Source organism: Enterobacter sp. Res13-Sevr-PEC09-46 (assembly GCF_015672585.1).
GTDB classification, from domain to species: Bacteria; Pseudomonadota; Gammaproteobacteria; order Enterobacterales; family Enterobacteriaceae; genus Enterobacter; species Enterobacter hormaechei_C.
Genome location: NZ_JADABR010000001.1, coordinates 43,969 through 66,414, shown reverse-complemented (window position 1 = coordinate 66,414; position 22,446 = coordinate 43,969). Strand labels below are relative to the sequence as shown.

Here is a 22,446-nt window from a genome sequence, read left to right as displayed (position 1 = left end):
GCCTTAGCTGAGTAGTGAGAGGGCAGGCGTTAGCCGGCCATCTGTTTTTCGCGGATTTCTGCCAGCGTTTTACAGTCGATGCACAGATCGGCTGTTGGACGCGCTTCCAGGCGACGAATACCGATTTCAACACCGCAGGATTCGCAGTAGCCAAAATCTTCGTCCTCGACCTTCTTCAGCGTTTTTTCGATCTTTTTGATCAGTTTGCGCTCGCGGTCACGGTTACGCAGTTCGAGGCTGAACTCTTCTTCCTGAGCGGCACGGTCGACCGGGTCCGGGAAGTTAGCAGCTTCATCCTGCATATGTGTAACGGTGCGATCGACTTCATCCCTGAGTTGATTACGCCATGCTTCAAGAATACGCTTGAAGTGCGACAGCTGGGCTTCGTTCATATACTCTTCGCCCGGCTTCTCTTGATACGGCTCCACCCCAGCGATGGCGAGAATACTCAGGGACGATGTTTTACGGTTTTGCCCTTCTTGCATGTTGCTTCTCCTTAACACGCACTATCGATCCCCGTGTTGGGGGAAAAATCAGGTCGCTATAAATAGCAGATGCTTTTCCGTATGGCAATTATCTAAACGTAACACTTGACAACCCTGTGAGGAAAAGCGTATTTGCGCACGCGGCCAGAACACTTATTAGTCAATCGTCTAATCCCTTATAAGACAATGGGAAGAGAGGATCTCAGAGTCATATTATCGGCAGAAAGTTCCGCTTTATAAGCGAAAATCTCTACCCCCTGCTTTTGTGCCTCATTCAACAATTGCGCGTATTTAGGATCAATATGACGGGCCGGGGAAAACCGTTCAATGGCTGAATGCAGAACCGCAAACAGCAACACGGCGCGCTTGCCCGCCGCCGCTACACTCATTAGCTCTCGCAGATGCTTCTGGCCACGTAGCGTTACCGCATCCGGAAAGAAGCCGTTTTCCTGTTCCGCTAACGTCACTGATTTCACTTCAATATAGCACTCAGGGCGGTCTTCCGCCTGTAACATAAAATCAATTCTGCTGCCTTCATCGCCATATTTCACTTCGCTTTTTTGCGTGCCGTAACCCACCAGTTCAGGAAGCATTCCATTTGTCAGGGCTTCCTTAACCAGCTGATTTGCGCGCAGGGTATTCACGCAAATAAATGCCCCGCTTTGCGTCTCGGTCATTTCCCAGGTATGAGGATATTTGCGTTTAGTATTTTCTGATGTGGAATACCAGACCGTGTCACCCGGCGTGGCGCAACCGGTCATGGCGCCGGTGTTAGGGCAGTGCAGCGTGAGCGTTTCGCCCTCAGGGGTGATCACATCAGCGAGAAAGCGTTTGTAACGCTGGATCAGCGTGGCGGGCTGGAGTGCAGGGCTAAACTTCATCAGGATTCCTTAACGTGTCGCCCAGCGTCCAGCGCTGAAGCGGAGTATAGCGGGTGCGTCCTTGTACAAAGGCAGATTCGTACAGCGCAAATTCATTCACCTGAAAGGACCAGTGAAAGCCCGGTGGCGGGATGGCAACGGCCTGACCCGCATCGCGCAGCAGGGTAATGTGGGGATGAAACGGCTGCGGGCTCTGATAACAGCCGCTGCGCGCGGCCTGCGCCCGCAGCATGTTGGCGAGCTGTAGCAGTCCGCGAGGGGGCTGCCGCGTCCCCAGCCAGACCACCCGAGAGCGCAGCCATTGCCCGGCATCGTCAAGATGCAGCGTAAACCCCGGCTGCGAAATGCGTCCGGCCATTGCGCTTAACGCGCGCTGCTTTTCAGCGCTTACTTCACCAAGAAAGGCTAACGTCAGGTGCATATTGGCGGCGACGACGGGGCGGCCCGCTTCCGCGGGGAAGTGGCTGGCGCGCCAGCGAACAATCTGCCGTTGAAGCGTGGTGGGTAATTCAATGGCGAAGAATAGCCGTTTTGACTCAGACATGCGCAAGACTCGGTAATGATATGCGCCGATGCTACAATGTACGCCGATTAATGTTAACCCTCTGGAGCCGTAAGTGTCCTCTTTGCCCGTCGCCGTCGTCCTTCCTGAGCTTCTCGCAGCCTTAGAACATGCGCCACAGGTTTTGCTCAGCGCGCCCACCGGAGCGGGTAAATCCACCTGGCTGCCCCTGCAAATTCTGCGCGAGGGGAGCATCAGCGGGAAAATTATCCTGCTGGAGCCACGCAGGCTGGCGGCGCGCAATGTGGCGCAGCGCCTGGCGGAACTGCTGAATGAAAAACCGGGCGAGACGGTAGGGTACCGGATGCGCGCCGAAACCTGCGTTGGACCGTCCACGCGGCTGGAGGTGGTCACCGAGGGTATTCTCACCCGTATGCTGCAAAACGATCCGGAGCTGACCGGCGTCGGGCTGGTGATCCTTGATGAATTTCACGAGCGCAGCCTCCAGGCCGATCTGGCCCTTGCGCTGCTGCTCGACGTTCAGCAGGGGCTGCGCGACGACCTTCGGCTGCTGATTATGTCGGCGACGCTGGATAACGAGCGGCTCCGGCAGACGCTCCCTGACGCGCCGATGATCTCCTCTGAAGGGCGTGCGTTCCCGGTCGAGCGCCGCTATCAGCCGCTGCCTGCCCATCAGCGTTTTGACGAAGCGGTTGCCATCGCCACCGCCGAATTGCTCCGCCAGGAGCCCGGCTCGCTGCTGCTGTTTTTACCCGGCGTAGGAGAAATCCAGCGCGTACAGGAGCAGCTGGCATCCCGGGTGAACAGTGACGTTATGCTGTGCCCGCTCTACGGCGCGCTGCCGTTGGCTGACCAGCGCAAGGCGATCTTTCCCGCACCGGCGGGGCAGCGCAAAGTGGTGCTGGCGACTAATATCGCGGAAACCAGTTTGACCATCGAAGGCATTCGCCTGGTGGTGGACAGTACGCAGGAGAGGGTGGCCAGTTTTGATCCGCGTACCGGGCTGACCAGGCTACTGACGCAGCGCATCAGCCAGGCCTCAATGGTGCAGCGCGCAGGGCGAGCAGGGCGTCTTGAGCCGGGTATTTGCCTGCATTTAACCAGCGCCGAGCAGGCGGAGCGTGCGGCGTTGCAGAGCACGCCTGAGATTTTACAAAGCGATCTCTCCGCGCTGGTGATGGATCTGATGCAGTGGGGCTGTCCGGACCCTGACCAGCTCACCTGGCTTAATCCTCCGCCTGTCGTCAACCTTTCCGCCGCGCGCAGCCTGCTGACCCAGCTTGGCGCGCTGGAAGGCGAGCGACTGACGGCGCACGGTCAGAAAATGGCGGCGCTGGGCAACGATCCGCGTCTGGCGGCAATGCTGGTGGCAGCACAGGGCGACGATGAAATTGCCACGGCGGCAAAACTGGCGGCTATTCTTGAGGAGCCGCCGCGCGGTGGCAGCAGCGATCTGGGACAGGCCTTTTCACGCCATCAGGGAAACTGGCAACAGCGCGCGCAGCAGCTGTGTCACCGCCTGAAGAGCCGGGGAGGATCGCCTGACAGCGATAAAGTTATCCCTCTGCTGGCCCAGGCCTTCCCGGACAGAATTGCGCGCCGTCGCGGGCTGGATGGTCGCTATCAGCTGGCAAATGGGATGGGCGCGATGCTGGACAGCGACGATGCGCTGACGCGACATGAATGGCTGATCGCGCCGCACTTACTCCAGGGCAGTCACTCCCCTGACGCGCGTATTTTACTGGCGGTTGCCGTGGATATTGACGCTCTGACGCGTGCCTGCCCGCAACTGCTTCAGCAATCTGACATCGTGGAATGGGATGATGCCCAGGGTACGCTGAAGGCGTTCCGTCGTAGCCAGATTGGCAAACTGACGCTCGGGACGAAACCGCTGGCGAAGCCGTCGGAAGAAGAGTTACACCAGGCGATGCTGAACGGCATTCGGGAAAAAGGGCTGAGCGTACTGAACTGGACGCCGGAGGCCGAACAGTATCGCATTCGCCTGCACTGCGCCGCGAAATGGCTGCCGGAACAGGGGTGGCCAGCGGTGGATGATGAGACGCTGCTCGCGACGCTTGAACAGTGGCTGTTGCCGCAGATGAGCGGCGTACACTCGCTGCGCGCCCTGAAGGCGCTTGATGTTAAGGCTGCGTTACAGAATTTACTGGACTGGTCGTTACGTCAACGTCTGGATAGTGAACTGCCTGGGCATTACACTGTGCCAACCGGAAGCCGGATTGCCATTCGTTATCATGAGGATAATCCACCGGCGCTGGCGGTTCGGATGCAGGAGATGTTTGGTGAGGCTACCACGCCGTCCATCGCTGAAGGGCGTGTGCCGTTAGTGCTTGAGCTGCTTTCGCCTGCGCATCGTCCCTTGCAGATCACCCGCGATCTGGGGGCGTTCTGGGCGGGGAGTTATCGTGAAGTGCAGAAAGAGATGAAGGGGCGATATCCCAAACACGTCTGGCCGGACGATCCGGCGAATACCGCGCCGACACGGCGCACAAAGAAATATTCGTAATGGATCGAAAAGGGGAGTGCGGCCTGATGCCCTCACCCCGGCCCTCTCCCACGGGGAAAGGGAGAAACAAACTTTGAGAGATTTCTTCTTTCACTGACCTGTGCAAGATAAGAAAATCTGGCCTTTGCGCCTGAATGTTGCGGAGAAAAAGCATGGCGGGGAATGACCGCGAGCCAATAGGACGTAAGGGAAAGCCGACGCGTCTGGCGAAAGAAAAGGTAAGCCGTCGTCGCCTCAGAGATGAGGAGTATGACGATGACTATGAAGACGATTATGAGGATGAAGAACCGATGCCACGTAAAGGAAAAGGCAAAGGGCGTAAGCCTCGTGGGAAGCGCGGCTGGTTCTGGTTGCTGCTGAAGCTGTTCATTGTTTTTGTTGTCCTGATCGCGATTTACGGCGTTTATCTGGATCAGAAGATCCGCAGCCGTATCGACGGGAAAGTCTGGCAATTGCCTGCGGCAGTGTACGGCCGCATGGTGAACCTTGAGCCGGACATGTCCATCAGCAAGAACGAGATGGTGAAGCTGCTGCAAGCCACGCAGTATCGTCAGGTCACGAAAATGACCCGTCCGGGTGAATTTACCGTCCAGGCGAAAAGCATTGAGATGATCCGCCGTCCATTCGACTTCCCGGACAGTAAAGAAGGGCAGGTGCGCGCGCGTCTGACCTTTGACGGCGATCGCCTGGAAACCATTGAGAACATGGATAACGATCGCCAGTTCGGTTTCTTCCGTCTCGATCCGCGTCTCATCACCATGCTGTCGTCCGCAAACGGCGAACAGCGCCTGTTCGTGGCGCGTAATGGCTTCCCGGATCTGCTGGTAGATACCCTGCTGGCAACCGAAGACCGCCACTTCTACGAGCACGACGGTATTAGCCTTTACTCCATTGGTCGTGCGGTACTGGCGAACCTGACTGCCGGGCGTACGGTGCAGGGGGCAAGTACCCTGACCCAGCAGCTGGTGAAAAACCTGTTCCTCTCCAGCGAGCGCTCTTACTGGCGTAAAGCCAACGAAGCGTACATGGCCGTGCTGATGGATGCGCGCTACAGCAAGGATCGCATTCTTGAGCTGTACATGAACGAGGTGTACCTCGGTCAGAGCGGTGACAACGAGATCCGCGGCTTCCCGCTGGCGAGCCTGTACTACTTTGGTCGTCCGGTAGAAGAGCTGAGCCTTGACCAGCAGGCGCTGCTGGTGGGCATGGTGAAAGGCGCGTCGATCTACAACCCGTGGCGTAACCCGAAACTGGCGCTGGAGCGACGTAACCTGGTGCTGCGTCTGCTGCAACAACAGCAGGTGATTGACCAGGAGCTGTACGACATGCTGAGCGCGCGTCCGCTGGGCGTTCAGCCGCGCGGTGGGGTGATCTCTCCGCAGCCTGCCTTTATGCAGATGGTGCGTCAGGAGTTGCAGTCTAAGCTCGGGGATAAAGTGAAAGATCTCTCCGGCGTGAAGATCTTTACCACCTTTGACTCCGTGGCACAGGACGCCGCAGAAAAAGCGGCGGTAGAAGGTATTCCGGCGCTGAAAAAGCAGCGTAAGCTGAGCGATCTGGAAACCGCGATGGTAGTGGTTGACCGTAACACCGGCGAAGTTCGTGCCATGGTGGGCGGTGCTGAGCCGCAGTTTGCGGGCTATAACCGTGCCATGCAGGCGCGTCGTTCAATTGGTTCACTGGCAAAACCGGCGACCTATCTGACCGCGCTGAGCCAGCCGAATCTTTATCGCCTGAATACCTGGATTGCCGATGCGCCAATTTCCCTGCGCCAGCCTAACGGCCAGGTTTGGTCACCGCAGAACGATGACAGACAGTTCAGCGGCCAGGTCATGCTGGTGGATGCGTTAACCCGCTCGATGAACGTGCCAACGGTTAACCTCGGAATGGCGCTGGGCCTGCCGGCCATTACCGACACCTGGCAGAAGCTGGGGGTACCGAAAGATCAGCTGCACCCGGTGCCAGCGATGATTCTGGGGGCGCTTAACCTGACGCCAATCGAAGTGGCGCAGGCGTTCCAGACCATCGCCAGCGGCGGTAACCGTGCTCCGCTTTCCGCTCTGCGTTCGGTGATTGCCGAAGATGGCTCCGTGCTGTATCAGAGCTTCCCGCAGGCAGAACGTGCAGTTCCGGCGCAGGCGGCCTATATGACGCTGTGGACCATGCAGCAGGTTGTCCAGCGCGGTACAGGCCGTCAGCTGGGAGCGAAGTATCCGGGCCTGCATCTGGCGGGTAAAACCGGGACCACCAACAACAACGTCGATACCTGGTTCGCCGGTATTGATGGTCGTGAAGTGGTCATCACCTGGGTGGGGCGCGATAACAACCAGCCGACCAAACTGTATGGCGCGAGCGGTGCGATGTCGATTTACCAGCGCTACCTGGCCAACCAGTCTCCGGTGCCGCTGAACCTGGTTGCCCCGGAAGATATCGTTGATATGGGCGTGGACGCATCGGGCAACTTTATCTGCGGTGGCGGGATGCGTACGCTGCCGGTCTGGACGACTAACCCGGATGCGCTGTGTCAGCAAAGTCAGCCAGAAGAACCGACAGGTAACCCGTTCGATCAGTCTTCTCAACCCCAGCAGCCGCAGCAACAGCCGCAGCAGCAGAATGAGAAGAAAGACAGCGACGGTGTCGCCGGCTGGATCAAGGACATGTTTGGCGGAAACTAATTAGTTTCCTGAATAAAAGGCCGCTTAAGGATTAAGCGGCCTTTTTTTATGTTTACATTCATTTATATTTAAAATTATTAAATTTAAAATGTAGAATTATTAATTTTTGCTTTTTTTCATCTAAAACAGAGAGTTGTGTCCGATTATTCGGGCATTATCATTTTGCGATCTAGACGTGATGAAGAATAATCTGATTAAATCCTCCCCAGAAATTTACTGACCTCACAGGATATTCCTTAGAGGACTTCCCAACATTTTTGTATATATCAAGAATGGATATCTTCATCATCACATATAAGGATATTGTTATGAGTAAATATGTTGTTTCAACGGTGCTGGCCAGCACGTTTATGGCTGCACTTTCTCTGCCGGTATTTGCAGCGAATGATTCTGGTACGGTAAATTTCGCCGGAAAAATTGTGGCGGATACCTGTGAAATTGATGTTGATGGCTCGGGGTCCAATACTTCCACCGTCACATTTGCAGATACTTATCCTTCTGATTTTGGTACTGACGGTCAGGTCGGGACGTCGAAGGCCTTTAAGATTGAAGTGAAAAAATGTGATCCGCTGGTTGCCAAACTGAACCTCAAGTTCAGCGGCACCACAACGGATGCGGAATACAAGCGCCTGAAGAACGATCTTTCCGGCGCTGGCAATGCGACCAACGTTGGCATCATTGTCAGTAATGAAAATGGGACTAAGGGGGACGTGGTTTTCAACGGATCAGAACCGGAAGCCGGTACCGATGTTGCGAACGATGCCACTGGCGCCACAGCATCTGTCTTTAATTACACCGCGAAAGTTATTCAGGTTGGTGATAACAAACCAACAGCAGGTCACTACTCCTCATCTGCAACGTTCGAGGTTGTTTATCGCTAAATCTATTTTGGCAGCCTGAAAGGGCTGCCTTCTGGAACGTAGTATGAATTATTTATTAAAATTGTTAGGTGGATGTTTGATTATCTCTTGCTGTTCAGTACAGGCAAGTGTGGTTCTCGGTGGCACGCGAATTATTTATCCATCGAATAAATCCGAAGTACAAATAGCACTCAAAAATAAAGACCCTCATACTCGATATCTGGTGCAAAGCTGGGTGAGTTACCCCAACGATGCAAAAGCACCTTTCATCATTACGCCGCCTGTCTATAAATTACAGGAAAATCGTCAGACCCTTTTGCACATCATTTTTACCGGCGATAAAAAAAATCTGCCCGCAGATCGCGAATCTTTATTTCTGGCGAATGTGAAATCCGTCTCGGCGTTATCACCTGACTTAAAAGACAAGAATACGCTGCAATTCGCGATGAAAACGCGTCTGAAGCTGTTCTGGCGTCCTGCTGATTTGAAAGAAACCGATGCGCTACAAGCCTATGAAAAAATCACCTTCCGCCGCCAGGGGAACAAGCTCATTGCGAAAAACCCAACGCCGTTTTACGTCTCCTTTGGCGAGCTGGCCGTGGGCGGGAAAAGTGTCCCTGTGACTGACACAAGAACAACGCCGGGGGCGATTTCAATGATGGTCGCACCTTTCAGCGAGCAATATTTTTCTGTGCCTCAATCTGCAAACGGGCCCGTGACGTGGACTGCTATTAGCGATTTCGGCGCGCAAACCTCCCAGCGCAAGCAGGCTCTTTAAACACACAATGCTGGTACCCTATGTCGTCATCTCCACTCTACAAACAGGTTCTGAAGGGAATCGCGTTAGCGCTGCTCGCGATGATCCAGCCTGTGAGTGCAGATGACGAATTTAACCTGCGGATCCTCGAGATGGACACTCCGCTGGAAAACACCTCAACGCTAAAAAATTTCATTAATGATAATGGCTTACTGCCCGGAAACTTTCTGACGACCATTATGTGGGATCGGGATGTTCTGGATAAACGCACGGTGAGTTGGATCTTGTCTGACGATAAGCAGCGCCTGTTACCGGAGCTGACCAAAGCGGATCTGCGTGCATTAGGGGTAAAAGTCGACACGATCCCGGACATGAAAGATCTGGATGATGCGGTGATAATCGATGACATCTCCCATTTTATTGATAATGCCCGCTACGATTACGACCAGGATAATCAGACCCTCAAGCTGGTGATCCCGCAAAAATACCGCGATCAGGCTGCGGCCGGGGCTATCGAGCCGAAATTCTGGGATGACGGTGCTCCCGCCGCCTGGACAAGCTACCAGTTTAGCGGCTCTCAGCAGCACTATCGTTCTGGTAAAACGTCATCTGCATGGCTTGGCCTGGAGTCGGGGATCAACCTCGGGGCGTGGCGGTTGCGTAACAACAGCACCTGGAGTGACAACGCCGGTTGGGATGCAATCGCCAGTACACTGCAACGTGATATCAAAACCCTGCAAAGCCAGCTTGAGATAGGCCAGACGTACACTAACGGCGAGCTTTTCGACAGCGTCCAAATGACCGGCGTGAAGCTGGAAACGGATACTTCCATGCTGCCCACCAGCCAGCAGGGGTTTGCCCCCGTGGTGCGTGGTATCGCAAATAGCGATGCAAAGGTCACCATCAGGCAAAACGGCTACACCATTTATCAAAGCAACGTCTCTCCGGGGCCATTTGAGATCCGCGATTTAAGCCAGGTCACATCCGGCCCGGATCTGGAGGTGACGGTGGAAGAGGCCGACGGCAGCGAACACAGCTTCATCCAGGCCAGCGCATCGGTACCGGTGCTACAGCGGGAAGGGGCATTTAAATATTCGCTGGCGGCAGGGCGTTATCGCGGTAATGAAGGTGAGGACGAGCCCCCTTTTCTGCAAGGGACGGTCATTTACGGCCTGCCTTATGGCGTAACAACATACGCCGGCGCGCTCGTTGCATCGTCGTATCAGGCTATGCTGGCGGGAACAGGGGCCGATCTTGGCCGTTTCGGATCGGCATCCGTGGATGTGACCGCCGCCCGTACGGCTTTTGATGATGGACGAGATGATGCCCGCGGGATGTCATGGCGTGCGCAGTATTCCAGGGATATTCCGGATACAGACACCACCGTGACGCTTGCCAGCTACCGTTATTCCACCTCAGGGTTTTATACCTTTCAGGAAGCTGTCGACCAGCGTGACAGCGAGATTGACGATGGGATTTATACCTATCGGCGAACCAATAATCGGCGCAGCCGCATGCAGGTTAATCTTTCCCAACGCGTTTCGGACTGGGGATCGGCTTACCTTAATGGTTATCAGCAGGATTACTGGAACATGGCGGGACACGAGCGCAGCGTCAGTGCGGGGCTAAGCTCCGGCTGGCGCGGTATAACCTGGTCGGTAAGCTACAGCCTGACGCGTACGCCGGACGCCAATACCGATCGGCAAATGGCGTTGATGGTCAACGTACCTCTTTCACGCTGGCTAGCGAACGCATGGTCAACTTACAGCGCCAACACTGCCAGCGGTGGATTCGTTTCGCATCAGGTAGGGATCGGCGGCACGGCACTTGAGAACAATAACCTCAGCTATAACCTCCAGCAGACCTATGCCAGTCAAGATACTGGCTATGGCGGCAGTGTATCCGGGCGCTACCGGGGATCTGCCGGTGATGTCGGGCTGGGGTATAACTACGGGGGCGATAACCGACAGTGGAACTACAGCGCGCAGGGTTCAATTGTTGCGCATGAACATGGAGTAACCCTGGGGCAATCCGTCCGCGACGCCTTTGCCATTGTCCATATCAAAGATGGCGATAACGTCAAAGTACAGAACGGGCGAGGGATCTACACCGATCGCTTTGGTAACGCGATTGTCCCTTCCCTGACGGCCTACCGGAAAAACGGTATTACGGTCAACACCCAGGATCGTGAAGATATTGAAATTGCCGCCGCTACCCAGGATGTTGTCCCAACAAAAGGTGCGGCCATCTCAGCGATTTTTGATGCACGAGTGGGGAAGCGTGCGCTTATCACGCTGCTTTTCCACGGCAAGCCGGTACCTTTCGGCGCCATTGTCACGCAGGAAAGCGCAACGGCTATCGTCGGTGATGAAGGAGAAGTCTGGCTTACCGGTCTGCATGAAGCGGTTTCCCTGAATGTGCAGTGGGGTGACGGGCGCGATCAACGGTGTGCGTGGGCGGGGGATCTCCCTCCCGGGCGCTCAGCAACTATTTTGAAAATGACGGTAAATTGCCAATGAGGCTTAGCAAAGAACTATTCATCAGCGCAATGGCTGGCCTAATCATGCTGTTTTCAGCTCCGGCCTTCGCAACTTGTACATTTACGGGAGGCGGAAGTAGCGGGGGAATTGTTACCTTCAACATTCCCGCTGTCATCCAGCTTGAGCCAGACGTTCAGGTCGGTACCATTATTTATGACGCCAGCGTGGAATCAGGTGAAATTGCGCAAAGATGTGATGGTGATTCCGTTCGGGTACGTAGAGGCTATCTCTCATTGAGTGATGCTGATGCACGTGAAGATGTTTTACCCGGAGTGTATAAAACCAACGTGGCCGGGATTGGCATTCGCGTTGCAGCGTCTACAACCCAGTTCCCCAGCTATACCGAAGAAGACATTATCAGGCCGGAAACTTATCTTGGCACGATCAGAAGCTTTTCAACGAATTACAATTTCCGGGCTACCGCTCAGTTGATCGTTATTGGTGAAGTCGAAGAGGGCGATCTTAATACGTCCCTGTTAACCTCACATGAAACTTACGATAACGACGTGATAGGCGAAATTCGCTTTTCACCAACCAGTGTGCACATTACGACAAACACCTGTAACCTGGCGGATAAAAACATCTACGTGCCGCTGGAAACGGTCAATGCGCACGATTTTAACGGTCAGTATTCTGACATCCTGACCGACAGTCGTTTCAGGATTGATATTACGGACTGCGCCGCCGGGACAAAAATTGATTATCAGTTCACCAGTGCAGGGTCGACTGGCGTAACGGATGGCAATATCCTCAATATTGCTACCGGAGACAACGCTGCAAGCGGCGTAGGCATTCAAATCCTCGACAAGAACGATGCGGTGTTACAGTTCGACCAGAGCTACACGGCAATAACCCGTACCCAGAACAACGTCCCGGTTGAGATCCCACTCAAAGCCCGTTACATCAAAACGGGAGAGGTTAAAGCCGGGAAAGTCGACGCCGTCGCGACTTTCGAACTCTTCTATCGTTAAGCCCTCCGGCCCGTTTCGGCGGGCTTTAGCGATCATTTCGCTAACTTCATTAACCCTCTATTTTCATCTGGTTAATTCTTAAACCCTTAAATCTTGTAGGGCCGCATACTGCTTGCTATGCAGCCAACGTTTCGCATATTATTCTGCGGTCATAATAATAATTCTCGTTTACGTTATCATTCACTTTTTCCATCAGAGATCCATCATGGCGCTTTCCAATACTGCTCAGCCAATTAACACGTCGCTGCGTAAAATCGCGGTCGTCGTAGCCACAGCGGTTGCCGGCATGTCTGCTTATGCTCATGCCGCCGAAACCCCGAAAAAAGAAGAAACCATTACTGTTACTGCCGCACCGGCTGCGCAGGAGAGTGCCTGGGGGCCTGCACCGACGATTGCAGCAAAGCGCACTGCAACGGCGACGAAAACCGATACACCGATCGAGAAAACCCCGCAGTCCATTTCCGTGGTCACACGTGAAGAGATGGACATGAAACAGCCGGGGACGGTTAAACAGGCGCTGGCCTACACGCCGAGCGTTTTCGCAACGCGCGGCGCCTCCACGACCTATGACGTGGTTTCTATTCGTGGTTTTACGACCTCCAGTACAGTGAACACCAACCAGTATCTGGACGGTATGAAGCTGCAAGGGGATAACTACTCTGAAGCGTCGATGGACCCATACTTCCTGGAGCGCGTAGAGCTGCTGCGAGGCCCGACGTCCGTACTGTATGGAAAAAGCCACCCTGGCGGCGTAGTGAGTATGGTCAGCAAGCGTCCAACCACGGAACCGTTAAAAGAAATTCAGTTCAAAATGGGGACGGATAACCTGTGGCAGACTGGGTTTGACTTCAGCGACGCGATTGATGATAACGGCGTGTGGTCCTACCGTCTGACCGGCCTGGGACGCAGTGAAAATGCGCAGCAGGAGATGGTGAAGTCTACTCGTTACGCGATTGCGCCGTCTTTCAGCTGGCGTCCTGATGATAAAACCGATTTCACTTTCCTGAGCAACTTCCAGAGCGATCCGGATGCGGGTTACTACGGCTGGCTGCCGCGTGAAGGTACCGTTGTGCCTTACTATGATGCTAACGGAAAGGCGCACAAACTGCCGACCGATTTCAACGAAGGCGATGAAGACAATAAGATCTCCCGTCGTCAGAAAATGGTGGGTTACAGCTTCGCGCATGAATTCAACGACACCTTCACCGTGCGTCAGAATCTGCGTTATACCAAAATCAATACGCTTTACCGTTCAGTTTACGGTAATGGCTATATCGCTCCGGCCCAGATCAGCCGTGCGTACGTGCGCTCAGATGAAGACCTCAACTCGTTCACGGTTGATACACAGCTCCAGTCGAAATTCGCGACCGGTGCCGTTGACCATACGCTGTTGACGGGGGTGGATTACCTTCGTATGCGCAATGATATTGATGCTGACTACGGTACCGCCGATCCGATCAGCATGAACAATCCGCAGCACGGCAATGCGAACGTCAATGTGAACTTCCCGTATGCCATGCTCAATCGTCAGGAGCAGACCGGGCTCTATGCGCAGGATCAGGCGGAATGGGATAAGTGGGTACTCACCATGGGTGGCCGCTATGACTTTGCAAAAACGTCTGCCTTTAACCGTAATAACGGGACCACCGCGGAAATTAACGATCAGGCATTTACCTGGCGCGGGGGGATTAACTACCTGTTCGACAACGGGATTACCCCATACTTCAGCTACAGTGAATCCTTTGAACCGCTCTCTGGCACCACCCAGGGCGGCAAACCGTTCGATCCGGCGCGCGGCAAGCAGTATGAAGCGGGCGTGAAGTATGTTCCGAAAGATCTGCCTGTTGTGGTGACGGCCGCGGTCTATCAGCTGACCAAGAACAACAACCTGACCGCCGATCCGGCGAACCCGACCAGCGGCTTTAGCGTGCAGGGCGGTGAAATTCGCTCCCGTGGCTTTGAACTGGAAGCGAAAGCGGCAGTGTCGGCTAACGTGAACGTGACGGCGGCCTACAGCTACACCGATGCGGAATATACCCACGATACCTGGTATGAAGGTCGTCGTCCGGCAGAAGTACCGCGCAACATGGCATCCCTGTGGGCGGATTACACCTTCCACGAGACGGCGCTGAGTGGCCTGACCGTCGGTGCGGGCGCGCGTTACATCGGTAACACGGTGACGTACTACTCCTCAGCGTCGCCTAAAGCCTATGAGTCCTTTAACGTCGCGGGTTATGCCCTGGCGGATGCGACCGTGAAATACGATCTGGCGCGCTTCGGTCTGCCGGGATCTTCCGTCGGCGTCAACGTGAACAACATCTTTGACCGTGAATACGTCTCCAGCTGCTACAGCGAGTATGCATGCTACTGGGGAGCAGGACGCCAGGTTGTTGCCACCGCGACCTTCCGCTTCTAACCTCTTTATGGGCACGGTTCGCCGTGCCCTTTTTATTTAAGTTGGCTGACATGCAGGATAATAAAACGCAATCCGACTCCACCTTCACGCTTAACAATCTCTCCTTTCGCGTACCCGGGCGCACCTTGCTGCATCCGCTCTCTTTGACGTTTCCCGCAGGTAAAGTGACCGGTTTAATCGGGCACAATGGTTCCGGTAAATCGACGCTGCTGAAGATGCTGGGTCGTCATCAGCCGCCGTCCGAGGGCGACATATTGCTGGATGACCAGCCGCTGGCGAGCTGGAGCAGTAAGGCCTTTGCCCGCAAGGTGGCCTATCTGCCGCAGCAGTTGCCGCAGGCGGAGGGGATGACGGTGCGCGAGCTGGTGGCGATTGGACGTTATCCGTGGCACGGTGCGCTCGGGCGTTTTGGCGTCGCTGACAGAGAGAAAGTGGAAGAGGCGATCGCGCTGGTTGGGTTAAAACCGCTGGCGCACCGTCTGGTGGATAGCCTGTCCGGTGGCGAGCGTCAGCGCGCATGGATCGCGATGCTGGTGGCGCAGGACAGCCGCTGCCTGCTGCTCGACGAACCCACTTCGGCGCTGGATATTGCTCATCAGGTTGACGTCCTGGCGCTGGTGCATCGCTTAAGTCAGCAGCGCGGCCTGACGGTGATTGCCGTTCTGCATGATATCAACATGGCGGCACGCTATTGCGACTACCTGGTAGCGCTGCGCGGCGGTGAAATGATCGCTCAGGGTACCCCTGCCGAACTGATGCGCAGCGAAACGCTGGAACATATCTACGGTATTCCTATGGGCATCCTGTCTCACCCAGCCGGGGCTGCACCCGTGAGCTTTGTCTACTGATGCTGGATTTAACATTCATTAGCCGCCGTCGCCTGCTGACGGCCATGGCGCTCTCACCGCTGCTGTTAAAGATGGGCCCGGCCCGCGCTGCGGCTATCGATCCGCACCGCATCGTGGCGCTGGAGTGGTTGCCCGTCGAACTGATGATGGCGCTTGGCGTGACGCCTTACGGCGTGGCCGATATTCCCAACTACACCCTGTGGGTGAATGAGCCAAAACTGCCGGACTCCGTCATCGACATTGGCCTGCGTACGGAGCCGAACCTTGAGCTTCTCACCCAGATGAAACCGTCTTATTTATTCTGGTCTGCGGGGTATGGCCCGTCGGAAGAGACCATGGCGAAGATTGCGCCCGGACGGGGCTTTTCCTTTAGCGACGGCAAAAAGCCGCTGACCATGGCAAAAAATTCCATCCACGAGATGGCGCAGTTTCTCAACCGTGAGGCTCAGGCGAAAAAACATCTCGATGAATTTGATGCGCTGATTGATTCCCTCAAGCCGCGCTTTGCCCACCGTGGCGATCGGCCTTTGCTGATGGTAACCCTGCTGGATGCCCGCCATATGCTTGTCTTTGGAAATAACTGTCTGTTCCAGGAAGTGCTCGACAGCTTTGGCATTCGCAATGCCTGGGAAGGCGAGATGACATTCTGGGGCAGTACCGCCGTGGGTATTGACCGTCTGGCGGCGTTTCGTGATGTGGACGTGCTGTGCTTCGATCACGGGAACGAGCGCGAGATGCAAACCCTGATGGCGACCCCGCTCTGGCAGGCAATGCCGTTCGTCCGCGAGCAGCGCTTCCTGCGCGCGCCAGCGGTATGGTTCTACGGCGCGACGCTGTCGGCAATGCATTTTGCCCGCGTGCTGGACAATGCACTGGGAGGCAAGGCATGAGCACGCGTATGGCTCGTTTCCCAATGTTGCTGTTAGCGCTCATTTTTCTGGCTGCCCTGATGTTAACCGGCTTTAACCTGAGCACGGCGTTACCGCGCGATCAATGGGCAGCCGCGTTTGCCGCACCGGATATCGATAATATTCAGCAAATGCTGTTCCACTACAGCCTGCTGCCGCGTCTGGCTATCTCCCTGCTGGTCGGGGCGGGACTGGGACTGGTGGGCGTACTGTTTCAGCAGGTGCTGCGTAACCCGCTGGCAGAGCCGACCACGCTGGGCGTGGCGACGGGGGCTCAGCTGGGGATCACCATCACCACTCTCTGGACCCTGCCGGGAGCGTTAACCTCGCAGTTTGCCGCGCTGGCAGGCGCATGTGTGGTCGGTGCGCTGGTCTTTGGCGTGGCCTGGGGAAAACGTCTCTCGCCGGTCACGCTGATCCTCGCGGGGCTGGTCGTCAGCCTCTACTGTGGGGCGATCAACCAGCTGCTGGTGCTGTTTCACCACGACCAGCTGCAAAGCATGTTTATGTGGAGTACCGGCACGCTCACCCAGACCGACTGGAGTATCGTCCAGCGCCTGTGGCCGCAGCTGTTCGGCGGCGTGGTGCTGACGCTGCTGCTGCTGCGTCCGCTGACGTTGATGGGCCTCGATGACGGCGTGGCGCGCAATCTGGGGCTGGCGCTGTCGCTGGCGCGTCTGGCGGCCCTGACCCTGGCGATTGTGCTGAGTGCGTTACTGGTTAACGCCGTCGGCATCATCGGTTTTATCGGCCTGTTTGCGCCGTTGCTGGCAAAAATGCTCGGCGCACGCCGTCTGCTGGCGCGGCTGATGCTGGCTCCGCTGATTGGCGCGCTGATCCTCTGGCTTTCCGACCAACTCATTCTCTGGCTGGCGCGCGTCTGGATGGAAGTTTCCACGGGCTCGGTGACGGCCCTGATCGGCGCGCCGCTGCTGCTGTGGCTGTTGCCGCGCCTGCGCAGCATTAGCGCCCCGGCAATGGATGCCGGCGATAAAGTACATGCCGAACGTCAGTCGGTGGTGTGGTTCAGCCTTGCCGGGCTGGCGGTGCTGGTTATCGCCTCGTTTGCCGCACTCTCGCTGGGACGTGACGCCACGGGCTGGCACTGGGCGACGGGGGATTTGCTGCATGAACTCATGCAGTGGCGCTGGCCGCGGATCTTCTCCGCGCTGATTGCGGGCGTCATGCTGGCGGTGGCCGGCTGTATTATCCAGCGTCTCACCGGCAACCCGATGGCAAGCCCGGAAGTATTAGGGATCAGCTCCGGAGCCGCGTTTGGCGTAGTGTTAATGTTGTTCCTCGTGCCGGGAAATGCGTTCGGCTGGCTGATGCCTGCCGGGAGTATCGGCGCGGCAGTCACGCTGATGATTATCCTGATCGCCTCCGGGCGAGGGGGGTTCTCACCTCACCGCATGCTGCTGGCCGGGATGGCGCTCAGCACCGCGTTTACTATGCTGCTGATGATGTTGCAGGCGAGCGGCGATCCGCGCATGGCGCAGATCCTGACCTGGATTTCCGGTTCAACGTACAACGCCACCGGCAGTCAGGTGGTGCATACCGGGATTGTGATGATCGTGCTGCTGGCGATTGTGCCGCTGTGCCGTCGCTGGATGACCATTCTGCCGCTGGGTGGAGATACCGCCCGCGCGGTCGGGGTGGCGCTGACGCCAACGCGTATCGCCCTGTTGCTGCTGGCCGCGTGCCTGACGGCGACGGCCACCATGACTATCGGCCCGCTCAGTTTTGTCGGATTAATGGCGCCGCACATCGCCCGTATGATGGGCTTCCGCAGGACTTTGCCGCATATCGTGATCTCTGCGCTGACGGGCGGAGCGATCCTGGTTTTTGCTGACTGGTGCGGAAGGATGGTGCTGTTCCCGTATCAGATCCCGGCGGGCCTGCTGTCGACCTTTATCGGCGCGCCGTACTTTATATATCTGTTGAGAAAGCAGAGTCGGTAATAAAAGTAAACGGCAATCCTTAGATTGCCGTTTTCGTGTTTGCTCCCTCTCCCAAGGGAAGATGGAGAACATCGTAGGCCGGGTAAGCGTTAGCGCCACCCGGCAATGCCCTTAGAGCTTCGCAAACACCTTACGCGCTGCGTCGATGGTGTTATTGATATCTTCTTCGCTGTGCGCCACGGACATAAAGCCCGCTTCAAACGCTGACGGCGCAAGATACACGCCTTCTTCCAGCATCAGATGGAAGAAGCGTTTGAAGCGTTCCACGTCGCATTTCACCACGTCCTGATAGCAGGTCACGGTTTTCGCATCGGTGAAGAAAATCCCGAACATCCCGCCGACGTGGTTTACCACCAGCGGAATACCCGCGTCTTCTGCGGCTTCCAGCAGGCCGTTTGCCAGCTGCGTCGTCCGGTCCGTCAGGGTTTCGTGGATACCCGGCTGCGCCACTTCGGTCAGACAGGCAAAGCCCGCCGCCATCGCAATCGGGTTACCGGAGAGCGTACCCGCCTGGTAAACCGGACCGGTTGGCGCCAGCGCGTCCATCACGTCCTTACGGCCGCCAAACGCGCCGACAGGCATGCCGCCGCCAATGATTTTGCCGAGGCAGGTCAGATCCGGCTCAACGCCGTAGTATGACTGCGCCCCCGCCAGCGCGACGCGGAAACCGGTCATCACTTCGTCGATGATCAGCAGCGCGCCGAACTCATCGCACAGCGCGCGCAGGCCCGGCAGGAAATCCGGCTGCGGTGGAATACAGTTCATGTTGCCCGCCACCGGTTCAACGATGATGCAGGCGATCTCCTGCGGATACTGCTCGAACGCGGCGCGAACGGTGTTCAGATCGTTATAGGTGCAGGTCAGCGTGTGTTTCGCGAAATCAGCCGGCACCCCCGGGGAGTTCGGTTGACCGAGCGTCAGCGCGCCGGAACCGGCTTTTACCAGCAGGCAGTCGGCGTGGCCGTGATAACAACCTTCGAACTTGATGATCTTGTCACGACCGGTAAAACCGCGCGCCAGACGGATAGCGCTCATGGTCGCTTCGGTACCGGAGTTCACCATACGCACCATGTCCATCGTTGGCACCAGCTCGGTGACCAACTCCGCCATTTTGACTTCCATCTCGGTTGGCGCGCCGAAGCTCAGGCCGCGCTGAGCGGCTTCAATCACCGCGTTGCGGATCGCCGGGTGGTTGTGCCCCAGTACCATCGGGCCCCAGGAGCCGACGTAATCGACATAGGCTTTACCATCCACATCATACAGATATGCCCCATCCGCACGTTCGATAAACAGCGGGGTGCCACCCACGCCGGTAAAGGCGCGCACGGGTGAATTCACGCCGCCTGGGATAAGCTCGCGGGCTGCGCTGTAGAGGTTTTCAGACTTGCTCATGGCGTCGTTCCTGGTTCGTAGAAATAAGTTAAGGCAACTATTCTAAGTGATTCGGAAGAGGTTATAAAATTTTTGCCCCTCAGAAGGCTTAACAATTGTTAAGTATTTTTCAGGGGACGAGGGGATTGTCTCTGGTAGAATCCCTGCGGCCTTTTGTATGACGAAACAGAACAGGTAATGAACGAGAACACACCTTCTTTTGAACAACAACAGTTTACGCGCGCGAAGCACCGGGTCAGTATCCGGCGGCTGCTCAACCGTGACAAAACCCCGTTAGCCATTCTGCTGGCAGCCGCCGTGGTCGGTACGCTGGCCGGGCTGGTGGGGGTCGCATTCGAGAAAGCGGTCAACGCGGTGCTCAACTGGCGCATAGGTACCGTCGCCAGCTTTGCCGATCGGGAATGGCTGGTCTGGGTGTGGGCCTTTGGCCTTTCGGCGCTGTTTGCCATGGTGGGGTATTTTCTGGTGCGTAAATTCGCACCTGAAGCAGGTGGCTCGGGGATCCCTGAAATTGAGGGGGCGCTGGAGGAACTACGCCCGGTTCGCTGGTGGCGGGTGCTTCCTGTGAAATTTATCGGCGGGATGGGAACCCTCGGGGCGGGCATGGTGCTCGGTCGGGAAGGGCCAACGGTACAGCTGGGCGGTAACGTCGGGCGCATGGTCGGCGATCTGTTCCGTATGCGCAGCGCCGAAGCACGACATACACTGCTGGCGACGGGGGCCGCAGCGGGGCTGTCTGCGGCGTTTAACGCGCCGCTGGCGGGTATCCTGTTTATCATTGAAGAGATGCGCGCCCAGTTCCGCTACAACCTGATCTCCATTAAAGCGGTGTTTACCGGCGTGATTATGTCGAGCATTGTCTTTCGCGTCTTTAACGGCGAAGGAGCGGTGATTGAAGTTGGCAAGCTGACCAATGCGCCGGTCAATACTTTATGGCTGTATCTGGTTCTTGGGATGATTTTTGGCGTCGTCGGCCCGCTTTTTAACACCCTGATTTTACGGGCGCAGGATATGTTTCAGCGCATCCATGGCGGAAATACCACGAAATGGGTGCTGGTGGGAGGCCTGCTTGGCGGCGTGTGCGGGATCCTCGGTTTCATCGAACCGAATGCGGCGGGCGGCGGTTTCGGCCTGATTCCCATTGCCGCGGCGGGGAATTTCAGCGTAGGCCTGCTGCTGTTTATGTTTATTTCTCGCGTCATCACTACGGTATTGTGCTTCTCCTCCGGCGCACCGGGCGGCATTTTCGCTCCGATGCTGGCACTGGGAACGCTGCTGGGTACGGCGTTCGGGATGGCGGCGGCGGCAGGTTTCCCGGCCTACCATCTGGATGCGGGGACGTTTGCGGTTGCGGGAATGGGGGCGCTGCTGGCGGCCTCCCTGCGCGCGCCGCTGACCGGGATCGTACTGGTGCTGGAAATGACCGACAATTACCAGCTCATTTTGCCAATGATCATTACCTGTCTCGGCGCGACACTATTAGCCCAATTCCTGGGTGGAAAACCGCTATACTCCACCATTCTTGCCCGTACCCTGGCGAAACAGGAAGCTGAACAGGCCCTGAAGCAGAATACTTGAATGAATTACCAGGGTATTAGATAATGACAAAAAGAATTGGGTGATTTTTGCCCAATAGCAGTCGCAGTATTCATGGGAGCATAAGATGAGTGATGACGTAGCGTTGCCGCTGGAATTTACCGAAGCAGCAGCGAAAAAAGTGAAAACCCTGATTGCCGACGAGGACAATCCGGATCTGAAACTGCGTGTTTATATTACCGGCGGCGGCTGTAGTGGCTTCCAGTATGGTTTTACCTTTGACGATCAGGTTAACGATGGTGATATGACTATCGAGAAACAGGGCGTCGCGCTGGTGGTTGACCCGATGAGCCTGCAATATCTGGTGGGCGGTTCAGTGGACTACACTGAAGGTCTGGAAGGTTCGCGCTTTGTGGTGACTAACCCGAATGCGACCAGCACCTGCGGGTGTGGTTCTTCGTTCAGTATTTAAGCCTGAACGCAGATTGTAGGCCCGGTAAGCGAAGCGCTACCGGGCTTATAAACGACGCCTATCTTGAATTTTCATCCAGCGCAAACGTCGGCAGCTTCAGGTGCCAGCGTATCGCCGCTAAACGGATCACCAGCGTGACCACCATCCCCAGCATCGCCGCATTCTCCAGCGGGACAGCAAAGGTGTAATACGCCGTGGCGTGAACAATCCCCCCGATGATACAGGCCGTCGCGTAGATTTCCGTTCGCAGGATCATCGGGACTTCTCGCGCCAGTATGTCGCGAATAATCCCTCCGCCCACGCCGGTTAACACGCCCATACAGATCGCCACCAGCGGGCCAGTCCCGGCAATAAAGGCTTTATTCACGCCTATTCCCACAAAGACCGCCAGACCGACGGCATCCAGCACCGGCAATATCCATTTTGGCAGTCTGCGAGGCTGACGAACCAGCACGATGGTTAACAGGCAGGTGACCATCGCCACCACCAGATCCGTGGGATCTTTTACCCAAAATACCGGGCCATTTGCCAGCGCCATATCGCGGATCGTTCCGCCTCCCACCGCCGTAACAACGCCGAGTACCAGTACGCCAAAAGGGTCCATGCGCAGTTTTCCGGCAAGCAAAACGCCGGAGATAGCAAAAACGGCTGTGCCAAGAATATCCAGCCAATACACGAGCATCGTTAAATCCTCGAA

General features: G+C 56.3%; 17 protein-coding genes. 12 read left to right on the top strand and 5 right to left on the bottom strand.

The annotated features are described in order from the left end of the window. Window positions 1–29: 29 nt before the first annotated feature. The 3 genes from dksA to thpR all read right to left on the bottom strand — a co-directional run bounded on the left by dksA (window position 30) and on the right by thpR (window position 1,910). Entirely contained in the window at window positions 30–485 is a 456-nt protein-coding gene (dksA, locus tag IMQ56_RS00295; protein ID WP_001155232.1) for an RNA polymerase-binding protein DksA, read from the bottom strand. A 176-nt stretch (window positions 486–661) separates the two neighbouring features. After that, entirely contained in the window at window positions 662–1,366 is a 705-nt protein-coding gene (sfsA, locus tag IMQ56_RS00290; protein ID WP_017694492.1) for a DNA/RNA nuclease SfsA, read from the bottom strand. After that, window positions 1,356–1,910, bottom strand: a complete 555-nt coding sequence (thpR, locus tag IMQ56_RS00285; protein ID WP_003856249.1) for an RNA 2',3'-cyclic phosphodiesterase — start codon at window positions 1,908–1,910, stop codon at window positions 1,356–1,358. The genes sfsA and thpR overlap by 11 nt, the downstream gene beginning before the upstream one ends. A 73-nt stretch (window positions 1,911–1,983) precedes the next feature. Here thpR and hrpB point away from each other — a divergent pair, with 73 nt between their 5' ends. The 10 genes from hrpB (at window position 1,984) to fhuB (ending at window position 18,349) form a co-directional block, all read left to right on the top strand. After that, complete coding sequence (gene hrpB, locus IMQ56_RS00280) at window positions 1,984–4,413, top strand: ATP-dependent helicase HrpB (RefSeq protein ID WP_196063538.1); 2,430 nt, start codon at window positions 1,984–1,986, stop codon at window positions 4,411–4,413. Between the two features lie 152 nt (window positions 4,414–4,565). Then, entirely contained in the window at window positions 4,566–7,088 is a 2,523-nt protein-coding gene (mrcB, locus tag IMQ56_RS00275; protein ID WP_196063537.1) for a bifunctional glycosyl transferase/transpeptidase, read from the top strand. 272 nt (window positions 7,089–7,360) lie between these two features. Next, entirely contained in the window at window positions 7,361–7,969 is a 609-nt protein-coding gene (locus IMQ56_RS00270; RefSeq protein ID WP_017383750.1) for a fimbrial protein, read from the top strand. A gap of 43 nt (window positions 7,970–8,012) precedes the next feature. Next, window positions 8,013–8,726 carry a molecular chaperone gene (locus IMQ56_RS00265; RefSeq protein WP_017383749.1) on the top strand — a complete coding sequence of 238 codons (714 nt, stop codon included), beginning with the start codon at window positions 8,013–8,015 and terminating at the stop codon, window positions 8,724–8,726. A gap of 20 nt (window positions 8,727–8,746) precedes the next feature. Next, the gene (locus IMQ56_RS00260) at window positions 8,747–11,224 is read left to right on the top strand and encodes a fimbria/pilus outer membrane usher protein (RefSeq protein WP_032620935.1); all 2,478 of its coding nucleotides are present in this window, start codon (window positions 8,747–8,749) and stop codon (window positions 11,222–11,224) included. 44 nt (window positions 11,225–11,268) lie between these two features. After that, window positions 11,269–12,216 (top strand): fimbrial protein, encoded by a 948-nt coding sequence (locus IMQ56_RS00255; protein ID WP_226860823.1) that lies wholly within the window; start codon window positions 11,269–11,271, stop codon window positions 12,214–12,216. 205 nt (window positions 12,217–12,421) lie between these two features. Next, window positions 12,422–14,632, top strand: coding sequence for a ferrichrome porin FhuA (gene fhuA / locus IMQ56_RS00250; protein ID WP_015572711.1), 2,211 nt, complete (start codon window positions 12,422–12,424; stop codon window positions 14,630–14,632). A 50-nt stretch (window positions 14,633–14,682) separates the two neighbouring features. Further along, entirely contained in the window at window positions 14,683–15,480 is a 798-nt protein-coding gene (gene fhuC / locus IMQ56_RS00245) for a Fe3+-hydroxamate ABC transporter ATP-binding protein FhuC (RefSeq protein ID WP_017383746.1), read from the top strand. Further along, complete coding sequence (fhuD, locus tag IMQ56_RS00240) at window positions 15,480–16,370, top strand: Fe(3+)-hydroxamate ABC transporter substrate-binding protein FhuD (RefSeq protein ID WP_017383745.1); 891 nt, start codon at window positions 15,480–15,482, stop codon at window positions 16,368–16,370. Before fhuC ends, fhuD begins: the two co-directional genes overlap by 1 nt. Next, the gene (fhuB, locus tag IMQ56_RS00235) at window positions 16,367–18,349 is read left to right on the top strand and encodes a Fe(3+)-hydroxamate ABC transporter permease FhuB (protein ID WP_017383744.1); all 1,983 of its coding nucleotides are present in this window, start codon (window positions 16,367–16,369) and stop codon (window positions 18,347–18,349) included. The genes fhuD and fhuB overlap by 4 nt, the downstream gene beginning before the upstream one ends. A 111-nt stretch (window positions 18,350–18,460) precedes the next feature. Here the strand turns inward: fhuB and hemL are convergent, their stop codons facing one another. Continuing rightward, a complete protein-coding gene (hemL, locus tag IMQ56_RS00230) occupies window positions 18,461–19,741 on the bottom strand; it encodes a glutamate-1-semialdehyde 2,1-aminomutase (protein WP_015572714.1) in 1,281 nt (426 codons plus the stop codon). Window positions 19,742–19,918: 177 nt separating this feature from the next. Here hemL and clcA point away from each other — a divergent pair, with 177 nt between their 5' ends. Together clcA and erpA are read left to right on the top strand one after the other, a co-directional pair. Further along, window positions 19,919–21,319, top strand: coding sequence for a H(+)/Cl(-) exchange transporter ClcA (gene clcA, locus IMQ56_RS00225; protein WP_017383743.1), 1,401 nt, complete (start codon window positions 19,919–19,921; stop codon window positions 21,317–21,319). Window positions 21,320–21,404: 85 nt separating this feature from the next. After that, window positions 21,405–21,749 carry an iron-sulfur cluster insertion protein ErpA gene (erpA, locus tag IMQ56_RS00220; protein ID WP_003856230.1) on the top strand — a complete coding sequence of 115 codons (345 nt, stop codon included), beginning with the start codon at window positions 21,405–21,407 and terminating at the stop codon, window positions 21,747–21,749. A 58-nt stretch (window positions 21,750–21,807) separates the two neighbouring features. Here the strand turns inward: erpA and IMQ56_RS00215 are convergent, their stop codons facing one another. Then, on the bottom strand, window positions 21,808–22,431 hold the full coding sequence (locus IMQ56_RS00215; RefSeq protein ID WP_003856227.1) for a TRIC cation channel family protein: 624 nt from the start codon (window positions 22,429–22,431) through the stop codon (window positions 21,808–21,810). Window positions 22,432–22,446: the final 15 nt, after the last annotated feature.